The sequence below is a fragment of the Streptomyces sp. NPDC044984 genome (assembly GCF_040646935.1).
GTDB lineage: Bacteria > Actinomycetota > Actinomycetes > Streptomycetales > Streptomycetaceae > Streptomyces.
Genome location: NZ_JBEZBE010000035.1, coordinates 1 through 14,462, shown reverse-complemented (window position 1 = coordinate 14,462; position 14,462 = coordinate 1). Strand labels below are relative to the sequence as shown.

Annotated in this window: 14 protein-coding genes and 1 pseudogene; 3 read left to right on the top strand and 12 right to left on the bottom strand. The window is 72.9% G+C overall.

What is annotated here, in order from left to right:
• Positions 1 to 16: 16 nt before the first annotated feature.
• The 3 genes from AB0A94_RS30580 to AB0A94_RS30570 all read right to left on the bottom strand — a co-directional run bounded on the left by AB0A94_RS30580 (position 17) and on the right by AB0A94_RS30570 (position 3,694).
• On the bottom strand, positions 17 to 1,084 hold the full coding sequence (locus AB0A94_RS30580) for a right-handed parallel beta-helix repeat-containing protein (protein WP_361749186.1): 1,068 nt from the start codon (positions 1,082 to 1,084) through the stop codon (positions 17 to 19).
• Between the two features lie 176 nt (positions 1,085 to 1,260).
• Positions 1,261 to 2,838, bottom strand: a complete 1,578-nt coding sequence (locus AB0A94_RS30575) for an MDR family MFS transporter (protein ID WP_361749264.1) — start codon at positions 2,836 to 2,838, stop codon at positions 1,261 to 1,263.
• Between the two features lie 175 nt (positions 2,839 to 3,013).
• The gene (locus AB0A94_RS30570; protein ID WP_361749185.1) at positions 3,014 to 3,694 is read right to left on the bottom strand and encodes a helix-turn-helix domain-containing protein; all 681 of its coding nucleotides are present in this window, start codon (positions 3,692 to 3,694) and stop codon (positions 3,014 to 3,016) included.
• A 101-nt stretch (positions 3,695 to 3,795) separates the two neighbouring features.
• Between AB0A94_RS30570 and AB0A94_RS30565 the strand changes: the two genes are divergently transcribed.
• Positions 3,796 to 4,551: an IclR family transcriptional regulator gene (locus AB0A94_RS30565; RefSeq protein ID WP_361749184.1), complete on the top strand. Its 756-nt coding sequence runs from the start codon at positions 3,796 to 3,798 to the stop codon at positions 4,549 to 4,551.
• A gap of 120 nt (positions 4,552 to 4,671) precedes the next feature.
• On the top strand, positions 4,672 to 5,841 hold the full coding sequence (locus AB0A94_RS30560) for a 4-hydroxybenzoate 3-monooxygenase (protein WP_361749183.1): 1,170 nt from the start codon (positions 4,672 to 4,674) through the stop codon (positions 5,839 to 5,841).
• A gap of 79 nt (positions 5,842 to 5,920) precedes the next feature.
• On the opposite strand, the gene AB0A94_RS30555 is transcribed toward AB0A94_RS30560, so the two are convergent.
• Positions 5,921 to 6,094 (bottom strand): hypothetical protein, encoded by a 174-nt coding sequence (locus tag AB0A94_RS30555; protein WP_361749269.1) that lies wholly within the window; start codon positions 6,092 to 6,094, stop codon positions 5,921 to 5,923.
• Here AB0A94_RS30555 and AB0A94_RS30550 point away from each other — a divergent pair.
• Positions 6,036 to 6,353, top strand: a pseudogene (locus tag AB0A94_RS30550) (SDR family oxidoreductase); the annotation flags it as partial. The gene AB0A94_RS30555 and the pseudogene AB0A94_RS30550 overlap by 59 nt on opposite strands.
• A gap of 47 nt (positions 6,354 to 6,400) precedes the next feature.
• On the opposite strand, the gene AB0A94_RS30545 reads toward AB0A94_RS30550, so the two are convergent.
• The 8 genes from AB0A94_RS30545 to AB0A94_RS30510 all read right to left on the bottom strand — a co-directional run bounded on the left by AB0A94_RS30545 (position 6,401) and on the right by AB0A94_RS30510 (position 13,732).
• Positions 6,401 to 7,306: a LysR family transcriptional regulator gene (locus AB0A94_RS30545; protein ID WP_361749182.1), complete on the bottom strand. Its 906-nt coding sequence runs from the start codon at positions 7,304 to 7,306 to the stop codon at positions 6,401 to 6,403.
• Between the two features lie 36 nt (positions 7,307 to 7,342).
• Positions 7,343 to 8,542 carry a glycine C-acetyltransferase gene (locus AB0A94_RS30540; protein ID WP_361749181.1) on the bottom strand — a complete coding sequence of 400 codons (1,200 nt, stop codon included), beginning with the start codon at positions 8,540 to 8,542 and terminating at the stop codon, positions 7,343 to 7,345.
• Positions 8,543 to 8,570: 28 nt separating this feature from the next.
• Positions 8,571 to 9,599, bottom strand: a complete 1,029-nt coding sequence (gene tdh / locus AB0A94_RS30535) for an L-threonine 3-dehydrogenase (protein WP_361749180.1) — start codon at positions 9,597 to 9,599, stop codon at positions 8,571 to 8,573.
• A 167-nt stretch (positions 9,600 to 9,766) separates the two neighbouring features.
• Complete coding sequence (locus tag AB0A94_RS30530) at positions 9,767 to 10,342, bottom strand: GAF domain-containing protein (protein ID WP_361749179.1); 576 nt, start codon at positions 10,340 to 10,342, stop codon at positions 9,767 to 9,769.
• 58 nt (positions 10,343 to 10,400) lie between these two features.
• A complete protein-coding gene (locus AB0A94_RS30525; RefSeq protein ID WP_361749178.1) occupies positions 10,401 to 11,030 on the bottom strand; it encodes an ATP/GTP-binding protein in 630 nt (209 codons plus the stop codon).
• Positions 11,008 to 11,379 carry a DUF742 domain-containing protein gene (locus AB0A94_RS30520; RefSeq protein ID WP_142191808.1) on the bottom strand — a complete coding sequence of 124 codons (372 nt, stop codon included), beginning with the start codon at positions 11,377 to 11,379 and terminating at the stop codon, positions 11,008 to 11,010. The genes AB0A94_RS30525 and AB0A94_RS30520 overlap by 23 nt, the downstream gene beginning before the upstream one ends.
• A 2-nt stretch (positions 11,380 to 11,381) precedes the next feature.
• Positions 11,382 to 11,816: a roadblock/LC7 domain-containing protein gene (locus AB0A94_RS30515; RefSeq protein ID WP_361749177.1), complete on the bottom strand. Its 435-nt coding sequence runs from the start codon at positions 11,814 to 11,816 to the stop codon at positions 11,382 to 11,384.
• A gap of 56 nt (positions 11,817 to 11,872) precedes the next feature.
• The gene (locus AB0A94_RS30510; RefSeq protein ID WP_361749176.1) at positions 11,873 to 13,732 is read right to left on the bottom strand and encodes an ATP-binding protein; all 1,860 of its coding nucleotides are present in this window, start codon (positions 13,730 to 13,732) and stop codon (positions 11,873 to 11,875) included.
• Positions 13,733 to 14,462: the final 730 nt, after the last annotated feature.

The following is a 14,462-nucleotide window of genomic DNA, read 5'->3' as shown; positions in this document are numbered from 1 at the left end:
CGGTGGGGCGGGCCGGTCAGCACATGCCCGCAGGCTCGGAGAGCGTGCAGGTGTTGCGGCTGAACGTGTTGTTCTTGGCGGTGTCCCGGTCGGCCAGGTCGGCCGGGCTGTTGCCGGTCACCAGGTTGTCGCGGATGTCGTTGCGTTCGCTGGGGGTGCCGACGAGGCTCTTGAAGAGCACGATGCCGCCGGACAGCGGGGAGGTGCCCTTGTTGTTCTCGACCCGGTTGTAGGCGACCAGGGTTTCCTCGGTGCCGGTGAGGACGATGCCCGACCCCTGCAGGAAGGGCAGCCGGGGCGTCTTGGGGCAGTGCTTGTTGTTGGTGTGGATGTAGTTGCGCGTCACGCGCAGGTCGCCGGCGCGCGGCTCGGACTCGTCGCCCACCACGAAGACGGCGGCGCAGTTGCCGGTGGCCTCGTTGCGGTCGACGGTCAGGTTCCGCAGCCGGCGCACGGTGACGCCGACCCGGTTGCCGTCCATCCGGTTGTGCCGGATCACGGTTCTCTCCGCGTCCCGGGCGCCCTCCTCGGTGTCGACGGTGTTGGCCACGAACAGCCCGGCGTCGCCGTTGTCCCGGACGAGGTTGTGGCTGAGCACGCTGTGCACGGAGCGTTCCTCGGCGATGCCCCACTGGCCGTTCTCCTCCGCCACCACGTGCTCGACCCTCAGCCCGTCGGTGCCGGTGGCCCACAGCCCGTTCTCGGCGAAGCCCCGCACCGTCAGGGACCGTACGCCGACGTCCTCGAGCGGGCTCTTGTCGGTGCCGGTGACGCAGATGCCGTTGCCGGCCTTGGCGCAGGCGCTCTTGCTCTTGCCGGTGTCCGCGGCGGGCACCAGTACGGTGCGGCCGGCGCCGTGGCCGCGCAGGGTCAGGTCCGGCACCTTGATGTCGACGCTCTGCTTGTAGGTGCCGGGCGCGAGGAGGACGGTGTCCCCCGGCTTCGCGGCGTCCACGGCCTTCTGGATCGACTGGCCGGGCTGTACGCGGTGCACGGTCGGCTGGTGGGCCGACGGGGCGGCACCCAGCCCCGCGGCCACGGCGGCGGCGGTACAGGCGAGAAGGGTGACATGTCGTTTGTTCATGAGCCGAAGCTATGAGCGGGGGTCGGGCCCCGCCACCGGTGATCACCCAGGTGGGCCGAGGCCCGCGCCCGACGGGTGATCACCCGGCCGGCCCCTCTCCCGTGGACGCCGGAAGGGGCCGCCCGTCGTCGGGCGGCCCCTTCCGTTTCCGCGGGTCCTGTCGGCCGGGTCGCGGCTCAGGCGACCGGGGTCGCCCGGTCCTCGTCCGGCGCGGTGTCCGCGGTGGCGGACTCCTCGGCGAGGCGTTCCAGGCCGCTGGTGGTCTTCAGCGGCTTCTCCTTCAGGAACACGACGGCGACCAGGGCGAGCAGCGCGAACGGGGTGGCGACGAGGAACAGGTCGGCGGTGGCGACACCGTAGGCGTGCTCCACGATCTCCCGCATCGGGGCGGGCAGCGTGCTCATGTCCGGGACGCTGTGCCCGCCGCCGCCCGAGCCGCCCTCGGCCCCTCCGGCGGCGCCCGCCTTCTCCAGCCCCTTGGCCATCTCGTCGGCGACCCGGTTGGCGAGGATCGCGCCGAGGACGCTGGTGCCGATCGTGCCGCCCATGCTGCGGAAGAAGGACAGCACCGAGGTCGCGGCGCCCAGTTCGGCCGCGGGGACGTCGTTCTGCGCGGCGAGCACCAGGTTCTGCATCAGCATGCCGACGCCGACGCCGAGGACGGCCATGTACAGGCTGAGCAGTCCGAAGTGCGTGTCCGCGTCGATCAGGGAGAGCAGCGCGAGACCGACGGTCATGATGACCGCACCCGCCACCAGGTGGTTCTTCCACTTGCCGGTCCGGCTGATCAACTGCCCGGCGACGGTGGACGACACCAGCAGACCCAGGATCATCGGCAGGCTCATCAGACCGGCGATGGTCGGCGACTTGCCCAGGGACACCTGGAAGTACTGCGAGAGGAAGACGGTCCCGCCGAACATGGCGACACCGACCAGGAGGCTGGCCACCGTGGTCAGGGTGACCGTGCGGTTCCTGAAGATGTCGAGCGGGATGACCGGCTCGTCGGTACGGGCCTCGACGAGGACCGCCAGGGCCAGCAGCAGCACGCCGCCGGCCACGAGCGCGGCGGTCTGCCACGACGCCCAGTCGAACTGGTTGCCGGCCAGCGAGACCCAGATGAGCAGCGCGCAGACACCGGCGACGATCAGGAAGGCGCCGAGCCAGTCGATCTTCACCTGGCGCTTGACGGTGGGCAGCTTCAGCGTGCGCTGCAGCAGGACGATGGCGAACAGGGCGAACGGCACGCCGATGAAGAAGCACCAGCGCCAGCCCAGCCAGTCGGTGTCCACCAGCACACCGCCGATCAGCGGCCCGGCCACGGTGCCGACGGCGAACACGGCACCGAAGATGCCGGAGTACCTGCCCAGTTCCCGGGGCGGGATGACGGCGGCCATGACGACCTGCGCGAGCGCGGTCAGACCACCCGCGCCGATGCCCTGCACGACCCGGCTGAAGATCAGCAGCGTCGTGTCGTGGGAGAAGCCCGCCAGCAGCGAACCGACCACGAACATCAGCAGGGAGAGCTGGAGCAGCAGCTTCTTGTTGAACAGGTCGGACAGCTTGCCCCACAGGGGCACCGTCGCCGTCATGGCCAGCAGTTCGGCGGTGACGACCCAGGTGTAGGAGGACTGGCTGGCACCCAGGTCGGTGATGATCGTCGGCAGCGCGTTGGAGACGACGGTGCCCGCCAGGATGGCGACGAACATGCCGGCCATCAGGCCCGACATGGCCTGGAGTATCTGCCGTTGGGTCATGGAGGCGGGAGGCGCGTCGGCGGGCGCCGGGGGTGAGCTCACGAGATCTCTTTCGGACGGTGGTCGGACGGTCGCGCGCGGGGCGGGCGCCGGCGGGTGCCGGCACGCTCGTGGGCGCGGGACGGACAGTGGGGGCGGCGGCCGCGGCGGGAAGCCGGGCGGCCGGCGTGAGGACTTACGCGGGAGGCGCCGGGAGACCGGCGGCGAGGAGGGCGAACACCTCCTGAAAAACATCAAGGAAGGCGGCGTCCTCCGGCCGGGCGGACCAGTGCTCCACACTGGTCCGCACCGCGGTGCCCGCCACCGCGGCCAGCAGCCGCGGGTAGAGGTCGAGCGCACCGCGCCGTTCCTCGTCGGTCGCGGAGGCGGGCGGGGACACGGATGACGTCGGCCCTCCGGCGCGGATGCGCGCGGCGATGGCCTCGGCCAGTCCGGTCTCGTCCGCCATGTGCGCGCCGAGCGTGCGGACCAGCAGGTGCGGCGAGGCGTGCACCACCTGGGCGTGCAGCCGCCACAGCTCGTGCTGCTGCTCCGCCTCGGCCAGTTCCGCGGCCAGGGCCTCGCGCAGGGCCTGCAGCGGGGAGAGCTCGGCCGGCGCGTCGAGCACGGCCTGCCGCATCCGCGCGCCCGCGTCCGCGTCGATCACGACGAAGGCGTCGTCGCGGGTGTCGAAGTAGTTGAAGAAGGTCCGCACGGACACCCCGGCCGCCGCGCTGATCGCCTCGACGGTGACCTTCTCCGCGCCGTGTTCGGCGGCCAGCCGCACGGCGGCCTCGGCGAGAGCGGCACGCGTCGCCCGCTTCTTCCGCTCCCGCAGCCCGCCCTGCGCGGCACCCTTCCCCGACATACCTTGCATGCTATGCAAAGATGCACGCCGTGCAAAATTAGCTCCGGGCGGCTCCTGTCCGGCGGGCGGGACCACCGCGCACGCCGCGGAAGAGCCGGGAAGGACGGACGATGGCGAACTCACGGTCCGGGGAGACGGTCACCGAGCGGATCGTCCGCGTCCTCGAGACGTTCGACACCGACAGGACCGTGCAGACGGCGGCGGAGATCGGACGGCGCGCGAGGCTGCCGTCGTCCACGGCGCACCGGATCGTGTCCGATCTCGTGGAGTGCGGGCTGCTGGAACGGGACGAGGAGCAGCGGGTGCGGCTGGGCATGCGGCTGTGGGAGCTGGCACTGCGCGGCTCCCACGCCCTGCGCCTGCGGCAGGCGGCCCTGCCGTTCATGGAGCGGGTGCAGGCCCGGGTCCGGGAGCACACCCAGCTCGCGGTGCTGGAGAACGGCGAGACCCTCTTCGTGGAGCGCCTGTCCCATCCGCACGCGGGCGCGAACATCACCCGGATCGCCGGGCGCCTCCCCCTGCACGCCTCGTCGTCGGGGCTGGTCCTGCTCGCCCACGGCCCGGAGGAGCTGCGGGAGCGGGTCCTCGCCGGGCCGCTCGAGGCGGTCTCGCCGGAGACCGTGACCGACCCCGCGCTGCTGCGCCGGGTCCTGGCCGGCATCCGGCGGGACGGCGTCGTCGTGGCTCCGGGGACGGTCGAGGCCGTCTCCACGGGCGTCGCCGTGCCGGTGCGCGAGGGACGCGGGCGGGTGGTCGCCGCGCTGTCGGTCGTCCTCCCCCGCACCACGCCGACCGGCCCCGTGGCCGAGGTGCTGCGCTCCGCCGCCGCGGGCATCTCGGCGACGCTCGGCGCGCACCGCCCGTAGACAGCGGTCCGGCCGGGGGACGCGGAGATCCGATTCCCGTTCAATGGGAAGGGCCGTCGTCAACGGGGACGGACCGGCGTCAGACTCCCTCCCACCCCGTCGGCCGTCGAAGGAGACGACATGCCCGTACGCACCCGAGTCGCCGTCATCGGAGCAGGCCCCGCCGGTCTGCTGCTGTCCCATCTGCTCGGCCGCCACGGCATCGAGTCGGTCGTCATCGACTCCCGCAGCCGCGAGGAGATCGAGACCACCATCCGGGCCGGCATCCTGGAGCAGGGCACGGTCGAGATCCTCACCGAGACCGGGGCGTCCGACCGGGTCCGCACGGTCGGGCAGAAGCACGAGGGCATCGAGCTGCGCTTCGACGGCGAGGGCCACCGCATCGACTTCACCGACACCGTCGGCCGGGCGGTGTGGCTCTATCCGCAGCACGAGGTGCTGAAGGACCTGGTCGCCGCCCGTCTCGCCGCCGGCCAGGACCTGCGCTTCCAGGTGACCGCCGAGCGCGTGGAGGACGCGGAGACGGACCGGCCGCGCGTCGTCGCCAAGGACGCCGAGGGCAACACCGTCGAGATCGAGGCCGATGTCGTCATCGGCGCGGACGGCTCGCGCAGCGTCGTCCGCGAGGCCGTCACCGGCGCCTACGGCGGCTACTTCCGGGAGTACCCGTTCGCCTGGTTCGGCATCCTGTGCGAGGCGCCGCCCAGCGCCGAGGAACTCATCTACAGCAACTCCCCCGACGGCTTCGCCCTCATCAGCCGGCGCAGCCCCGAAGTACAGCGGATGTACTTCCAGTGCGACCCGAACGCGGACACCGAGGCGTACTCCGAGGCACAGCTGTGGGACGTCCTGCAGTCCCGGGTGCCCGGGACCGCCCTGAAGGAGGGCCGGATCTTCCAGCGGGACGTGCTGCGCTTCCGCAGCTTCGTCGCCCACGAGATGCGCCGCGGCCGGGTGGTGATCGTCGGCGACGCCGCGCACACCGTGCCGCCCACCGGGGCCAAGGGCATGAACCTCGCCGTCGCCGACGTCGTCGTCCTCACCGAGGCGCTGCGCGCGCTGCTGCTCGACGGGGACGAGTCCCTGTTCGACGCCTTCCCCGACACCGCCCGCAAGCGGATCTGGAAGGCGCAGCACTTCTCCTGGTGGATGACGAACATGCTGCACGCCCAGCCCGAAGCCGGTGACTTCGACCGCATGCGGCAGCTCGGCGAGCTGCGCACCGTCGTCGAGTCGGACGCCGGCCGCACCTACCTCGCCGAGGCGTACACCGGGTGGCCGCTCGGGTGACCGCCGGGTGGCCGGCGCGCCGGCCACCGTACGGTCCCGCCGCCTGACCGGCCGTCCGCACCCGAGCGTTCGTCAGGCGTCAGGCGAGCACCTCGTCCATGGACTCCTCCCGCCAGCGGCGCAGGAGTTCGTGGAAGGCGTGGGCGCCGTGCGGATAGGCCGCCGGGCCGCCCGGGCGGCCGAGTCCTTCGCCGCGCGGCAGCGCGGCGGGCGCCGCCCACACCGCCTCGAAGCACGGCGTCGTGGGACTCACCAGGAACCTCGCGGTGATGTACCGCAAGCAGGGCATCCGCGCGAACGCCATCGCCCCGGGCGGCACCGCCACCGACATCGCCGTGAACGCCGACCCGGCCGCCCACGGTCCCGCGGCGCTCGGCCCCCACTTCGTCGACCTCGGCCGCCTGGCCCGGCCCGAGGAGCAGGCCGCGGCCATCCTGTTCCTCGCCTCGGACGCGGCGAGCAACGTCAACGGGGCGATCCTGCCGGTGGACGACGGCTGGTCGGCGGTCTGACTCCCGCGCCGGCCCAGGGGGTGCCGTCTGGATCAGGCCGGCTCCCCCTAGGCCTCCCCGGCCGCCGCGCGGAGGGCGTCGAGGACCGGGCGGATCAGCGGGTGCTCCTCGGCGCCGCGGCGCACGGCGGCGAAGACGCGGCGGGTCGGGGCCACCCCGTCGACCGGGCGGACGACCACGCCCGTGAGGTCCGTGCCGCGCAGCGCCGAGCGGGGCACCAGGGCGACGCCCACGTCCGCCGAGGCGAGGGCGACCACCGCGCGGAAGTCGTCCGAGGAGTGCTCCAGCCGTGGCTGGAAACCGGCGCTCTCGCAGGCCAGCACGACCACGTCGTGGCACGGGTTGCCGGGGTACGGGCCGATCCACGGGTCCTTGGCCAGCTCGGCGAGCGGCACCTCGGCGGCGTCGGCCAGGCGGTGGGTGACCGGGACGACCGCGTCGAAGGGTTCGGCGTACAGCGGTACGTGGGTCAGCCGCGGGTCGTCGGCGGGCGGCGCCCCGCGGTACTCGACCGCCACGGCGACGTCGACCTGCCGGTCCAGGACCATCAGCAGGCTGGCGTCCCCCTCGGCGTCCTGGACCCGGATGCGGATGCCGGGCGCCGCCCCGGCGAGGCGGGCCACCGCGGGCGCGACGACCTGGGCGATCCCGGTGGCGAACGCGGCGACCGTGACCGTGCCGGCCTCCCCCGCCCCGTAGGCGGCCAGTTCGGCCTCGGCCCGCTCCAGCTGGGCGAGGACCGCGTTGGTGTGGCCGAGCAGGATCTCGCCGGCCGGGGTGAGCCGCACGCCCTTGGCGCCGCGCTCGACGAGACGGTGGCCGGTCTCCTGCTCGAGGGCGGCGAGTTGCTGGGAGACGGCCGAGGGGGTCAGATACAGCGCGGCGGCCGCCGCCGTGACCGTGCGGTGGTCCGCCACCGCACGGAGGATGTGGAGCCGCCGCGCCTCGATCATGCAAGCGATTGTCTCAAATCGTTCGGTGTGCTCCGTTCAGGCGTCGAGCTCCGCCCGTGCCGCCACGAAGGCGTCCACCGCGCGGTTCACGTCCTCGGTGGAGTGGGCGGCGGACAGCTGGACGCGGATGCGGGCCTGGCCCTGCGGCACCACCGGGTAGGAGAAGCCGATCACGTACACCCCGCGCTCCAGCAGCAGCTCCGCCAGGCGTCCCGCGCGGGCGGCGTCGCCGATCATCACCGGGGCGATGGCGTGGTCGCCGGGGAGGACGTCGAAGCCCTCCTCGGTCATCCGGCGGCGGAACAGGGCGGTGTTCTCGGCCAGCCGGACGCGCAGGGCGTCGGCCGACTCCAGCAGGTCGAGGACCTTCAGGGAGGCGGCGGCGATCACCGGGGCGAGCGTGTTGGAGAACAGGTACGGGCGGGAGCGCTGGCGCAGCAGGGCGACGATCTCCGCGCGGGCGGCGACGTAGCCGCCGGAGGCGCCGCCGAGCGCCTTGCCGAGGGTGCCGGTGATGATGTCGACGCGGTCCATCACGCCGTGCAGTTCGGGGGTGCCGCGCCCGCCGGGGCCGACGAAGCCGACGGCGTGCGAGTCGTCGACCATGACCATGGCGCCGTGCCGGTCGGCGAGGTCGCAGATCTCGTCCAGCGGGGCCACGTAGCCGTCCATGGAGAAGACGCCGTCGGTGACGATCAGCGTGCGGCGCGCGCCGCCCTCCGCCGCCTCCTTCAGCTGTCGCTCCAGGTCGGCCATGTCGCGGTTGGCGTAGCGGAAGCGGCGGGCCTTGGAGAGCCGGATGCCGTCGATGATCGACGCGTGGTTCAGCGCGTCGGAGATCACCGCGTCCTCCGGGCCGAGCAGCGTCTCGAAGACGCCGCCGTTGGCGTCGAAGCAGGAGGAGTAGAGGATCGTGTCCTCCTGGCCGAGGAACGCCGACAGCCGGGCCTCGAGCTCCTTGTGCACCTCCTGGGTGCCGCAGATGAAGCGGACGGACGCCATGCCGTAGCCCCAGCGGTCCAGGGCCTCGTGGGCGGCGGCGACCACCTCGGGGTGGTCGGCGAGGCCGAGGTAGTTGTTGGCGCAGAAGTTGAGGACCTCGCCCAGGCGGCCGCCGGCGGTGACGTTCACGGTGGCGGACTGGGGGGTGCCGATGACGCGCTCGGGCTTGTGCAGGCCGGCGGCGCGGATCTCGTCGAGGGTGGCGCGCAGGTCGTCGCGCACGGAGTCGAACATCTCAGAAGCTCCTAGAGAGGCGGATGGCTTACGCGGTCCAGTCGAGGATGACCTTGCCGCCCTTGCCGCCGGCCGCGTCCTCGAAGGCGGCGTCGAAGTCGCGGTAGTCGTAGCGGCCGGTGATCACGGGGGCGAGGTCCAGGCCGCCCTCCAGCAGCACCGACATGGCGTACCAGGTCTCGAACATCTCACGGCCGTAGATGCCCTTGATGGTGATCATCGAGGTGACGATCCGGGACCAGTCGACGGGGAACTCCTCGGCCGGCAGGCCGAGCATCGCGATCCGGCCGCCGTGCGTCATGTTGGCGATCATGTCCCGCATGGCCTCGGGACGGCCGGACATCTCCAGGCCGATGTCGAAGCCCTCGCGCAGGCCGAGGGTGTGCTGCCCGTCGGCGATGGTGGACTCGGCGACGTTCAGCGCCAGGGTCGCGCCGATCTTGCGGGCGAGTTCCAGGCGCTCCTCGCTGACGTCGGTGATCACGACGTTGCGGGCGCCCGCGTGCCGGGCGACGGCGGCGGCCATCAGACCGATCGGTCCCGCGCCCGTGATGAGGACGTCCTCGCCGACCAGCGGGAAGGACAGGGCGGTGTGCACGGCGTTGCCGAACGGGTCGAAGATCGCGGCGACGTCGAGGTCGACGGGGACCCGGTGCACCCAGACGTTGGTGGCGGGGAGCACGACGTACTCGGCGAAGGCGCCGTCGCGTCCGACGCCGAGGCCGACCGTGGCCCGGCACAGGTGACGGCGGCCGGCCAGGCAGTTGCGGCACTTGCCGCATACCAGGTGGCCCTCGCCGCTGACCCGGTCACCGGTCTTGATGTCGGTGACGTCCCCGCCGGTCTCCACGACCTCGCCGACGAACTCGTGCCCGAGGACCAGCGGGGTGCTGATCGTCTGCCGCGCCCAGCCGTCCCAGGACCGGATGTGCAGGTCGGTGCCGCAGATACCGGTGCGCAGCACCTTGATCAGCACGTCGCCGGGTCCGACGGCGGGCTCCGGGACGTCCGCGAGCCACAGCCCGGGCTCCGCCTTCTGCTTGACCAGCGCCTTCAACGCTACGGCTCCTGAGGGTGAGTCCCGGCCGCGGGCACGCCGAAGCGGCCCGGTCCGGGAGGAGGAGTGGAATCGCACTGCAATCTGCCGTACGCCACCCTCACCGGTCCATCGAGGTTTTCTTAAGCGCGGCCACAGCTTTCCTTCACACCGTCACCCGTCCGGCCTCACAGCGGCAGCCCGTCCCCCTCCCGGCGCTCCAGCCGTACGGCGAGATCCGCGGCCCGCTCCTTGATGGCGGCGAGCCCCGGCTGCCCCCAGGCACGTGGCTGGATGTCGGTGACCGACACGGTGCCGAGCACCATGCCGGTGCTGTCGATGAGCGGCGCGCCCAGGTAGGAGCGGATGCCGAACTCGTCCACCACCGGGTTGCCCGCGAACCGCGGGTAGTCGCTCACGTCCTCCAGGACCAGCGCCTTGCGCCGGGCCACCACATGGGGGCAGAAGCCGTGGTCGCGGGGCAGCACCCGGCCCAGCAGGGCGCCGGTGCCGTCGCTCCGCACGACCGGTGCGACGGGCGGGGTGTGCAGGCCCGCGAAGAACTGCCCGTTCTCACCGGGCAGGTTGACCATGGCGTACGGCGCTCCGGTGAGCTCGGCGAGGCCGTACGCGAAGGCGTCGAGTGCGGGCTCGGGGTGCTTCCCCAGTCCCAGCCGGCGCAGTCGGCGGGCGCGCTCCGGGGCCTCCTTGTCCTCGGGGGTGAGCAGCAGACGACCAGCCGGGCGGGGCGGGTCGTAGCTCATGGGCGGGCTCCCGGATCGTGGAGGAAGGTCATATATGGGCTCCGAGGGTGTGCGGGGATCACATGTGGGCGCCATACCCCGTCGCGGCGGCCGGGGTGTGGGTGATGAGATGGCGGACCAAGGTCAGCAGGGTCTGGACTCCGGAGCTGGAGATACGGGCGTCGCAGCGGACGACGGGGATCTCCGCGGGGAGGTCGAGGGCGGCGCGCACCTCCTCGGGGTCGTAGCGGAAGGCGCCGTCGAACTCGTTGACGGCGACGATGAATCCGAGACCGCGCTGCTCGAAGAAGTCGACCGCCGCGAAGCACTCCGCCAGGCGCCGGGTGTCGGCGAGGATGACCGCGCCGAGCGCGCCCTCGCAGAGCTCGTCCCACATGAACCAGAACCGTTCCTGGCCGGGGGTGCCGAACAGGTACAGCACGTGTTCCGCGTCGAGGGTGATGCGGCCGAAGTCCATGGCCACGGTCGTCTCGACCTTCTTCTCGATGCCGTCGAGGTTGTCGGTGCCGGCACTGACCGTGGTGAGGAGCTCCTCCGTGCTGAGTGGCGCGATCTCGCTGACCGCGCCGACGAAGGTCGTCTTGCCCACGCCGAACCCACCCGCCACCAGGATCTTGAGTGCGGTGGGGAACGGGTCGTCGCCGTGGTCCGCGCCGTCGCCGTGGTCAGAGCTGTCGTCGTAGTCCATCGAGCACTGCCTCCAGAAGGGCCCGGTCCGTCGGGTTGTGGTGGAACGCAGGGGGTTTGTCGGTCAGCGCCCCGCATTCGACGAGGTCCGCCAGCAGCACCTTGGTGACGGCCACCGGCAGCCTGAGGTGGGCGGCGACCTCGGCGACCGGGACGGGGGCGCGGCACAGGTCGAGGGCCTGTGCGTGCTCGGGACCGAGATAGCCGAGAGGGGTGGCGCCGGTGGCTCTGACCTGCGACATGAGGTCGAGGGCGACGGTGGGACGGGTGCGGCCGTTGCTGACCGTGAAGGGGCGCACCAGCCGTCCGGCCGCGTCGTCGAGCCAGGGCCCGTCACCGGCCGCCGTCACGCTCAAGGCCTCATCGCCGGCGGTTCGACGCCCTGCTGGCGGGGAGCGGTCATCAGGTACGGCCGTACGGACTTGACCAGCATCGCCATCTCGTAGCCGAGCACCGCCGCGTCGGCCTCGCGGCCGGCCATGACGGCGAGGCAGGTGCCGGAGCCGGCGGTGGTGACGAACAGCAGTGCCGAGTCGAGCTCGACGACGACCTGGCGGACGTCGCCGCCGTCGCCGAAGCGGATGCCGGCGCTGCGGCCGAGGGAGTACAGGCCGGAGGCCAGGGCGGCCATGTGGTCGGCGGCGTCCGGGTCGAGTCCGTGCACGGACTTCACCAGTCCGTCGCAGGACAGCAGTACGGCGCTGTTGGTGTGCGGTACGCGTTGCACGAGGCCGCTCATCAGCCAGTCGAGGTCGGATACCTGGACGGTCGGCGCATCGCTCGCCATGGTGGATCGACTCCTTGGGGTACGAAGGTCTGCGGGAGCACTGAGGGTGGTGCCGGTCATCCGGCGGGGGCGCTCCCGTCGTGCCGGGCGGGGTGGTCGGTGGGGGGTACGGGTACGGCGGGCCGCGGTGCGGCGGGGGACTCCTGCCGGGACTCCGCGAGGCTGACGCCGCGTTGGAAGGCGGCCATCAGGTCGGGGTCGTGCCCGGCGACGTACTCGGTGTCCTGGCGGGGAGCGGGGCCGTCGCGGAGCTGCGGGGCGATGTGCTCCTGGGCGCGGCGGCGGGGCAGCCGGGGTTTGCCCATGGTGCCGCGCACCGTGCCGCCGCGCGGGGCGGGGGACGTGGTCCCGTGGTCCGCGAGGGCGTCCCGGTCTGCGTGGTGGATGCCGGGTACGGTCCCGGCGGGGTGGGGGCGCACCTCACGGGCACCGCGCAGGGGCAGCGGCGGGGCGGGCGTGTCGCCGGAGGGAGACGGGGCCGGGGCGTGGGGACGGGGCTGCGGGGGCACGGGCGTGAGGGGGACGACGGGTGCGGACGGCGCGTCCACGGGAGTCGGTACGGCCGACATGTGGCGGACCGTCGGGACGGCGCCGGTGCCGGTGCCTGTGTCGTACGGCTGCGGTGCCGCGCCCGGCCCGCCGACGGCGGCTCCGGGCTCCGTGCCGAGCAGCGCCTGCGGCACCACGAGCACGGCCTGGACCCCGCCGTAGATGTTGTTCTGGAGCCGGACGTGGATGCCGTGCCGCTTGGCGAGCTGGGAGACCACGAACAGGCCGATCCGGCCGTCGGCCAGCAGGCTGGCGACATGGACCTGGTCGGGGTCGGTGAGCAGCGCGTTCATCCGGTCCTGCTCGCCGACGGGCATGCCGAGTCCGCGGTCCTCGACCTCGACGGCGAGCCCGGAGGTGACGAGACTGGCCCGCAGCAGCACCTGGGTGTGCGGGGCCGAGAACACCGTGGCGTTCTCGACGAGTTCGGCGAGCAGGTGGATGACGTCGGCGACGGCGTGCCCGCGCAGGGTGCCGTCGACCGGCGGCACGAGCTTGACCCGCGAGTACTGTTCGACCTCGGCGATCGCCGAGCGCAGCACCTCGGTCATGGAGACCGGGTTGCTCCACTGCCGCCGGGAGACGGCCCCGCCGAGCACGGCGAGGTTCTCGGCGTGGCGGCGGATGCGGGTGGCGAGGTGGTCGACGTGGAAGAGCCCCTTGAGCAGGTCGGGGTCCTCCATCTCGTTCTCCAGCTCGTCGAGGATGGAGATCTCGCGGTGCACCAGGGACTGCAGGCGCCGGGCGAGGTTGACGAACACCTCGAGCTTCTGTTCGCTGCCGGTCTGGCTGGAGAGCTGGGACGCCTGCACGACGGCGTGGACGGCCCCGTCGTGCGCGCGGGTGAGGTCGGCGGCGAGCAGGTCGAAGTCGGCGTCGTCGTCGAGGGCGTCGGCCTGTTCGCCCTGCCGCTCGCGTGGGGGCGGGGCGTCGCCGCGGCGCAGCGTCTCGACCAGGGCACGCAGGTCGGCCTCGTGCCGGGCGGTGCTCCGGCGCAGCGCACCGATGCGGTCGTGCACGGACCGGGCGGCGCGGTCGGCGGCCACGGCGGCGATGACGACACCGGCGCACGTCACCGAGGTGGCGCCGCCCAGGACGGCCCACAGGGTGAGGCTCGGCCGGACCCCGGTGGAGCGGACGGTGAAGAGCACGGCCGCGCAGGCGCTGAGGGCCACCGCCACGGGCGGGAGCACGGCGAGACGCAGCAGTTGGGGCCGTATCGGTGTCTCGGGCAGCGCGGGAGCGGTCCGCGAGGGCGGCCGGCCGTGCCGCCCTCCCTCGCGGCGGTCCGCCCGGGCGGCCGGACCGGTCCGGCGGGCCCGGGTGTCGGCGGGGTGCGCATCGGCGCGGTCCGGCTCGTGGGCCACGACCGTGGTGCCGGCGGTGCCCCGCGCTCCGGCCGGACCCGGGACGCCGACCGGGCCCGGGCGTCGGGGCCCTTCGCCCCGTCCGCTCCCTCGTCCGCCTTGTGGCTGCACGTACCGGTCCCCGCTCCCTGATCCGACTGTTGGACGCGGCCCCTGACGCAGAAGCGCCCTACGACATGAGGTGCCGCGGTGCCGCCCGACCGACACTCACCGTAGTCGCCACCGCATCATGTGCGGTGGGCAGTTGACAAACTCACGCGGACAGCATCGCGCTCTGGTATGAGGCTTCGTACGACAGACCGATAACCCTCTCGAGTGAGGGATCGCGAACAGGCAAAGAGCGATCGCGGCTGGTCACAAGCGGTCGCCGCGAGTCCGCGAGGAGGAAGGGTGCCCGGTGGCCGGAATCACGCCGGAACACCTTCACCCGCCCGGAGCCGGCGGGCCGGACGCTTCCGGCCACCGTCGTGACGCCTCACCCCTTCGGCCAGAACATCACTCACCGTAACGGCCTGGGCGTCTTCCTCGGGCGTCATGCGGACGTCGGGCACCATGACGCTCCGACAGGCGTCAGGACATCGGCCATGGGGCGAGCGGGCACAGTCACCACTCGCCCCCGCCACCCCGTGAAGCGCGGGTTCGGGGCAGCCGCCCGGGCGGCTGCCCCGACCTGCTCGGGGGCGGTGCCCCGGCCGCCGAGCGGGCAGTCGCTCCGCCGCACGCAGTCCTC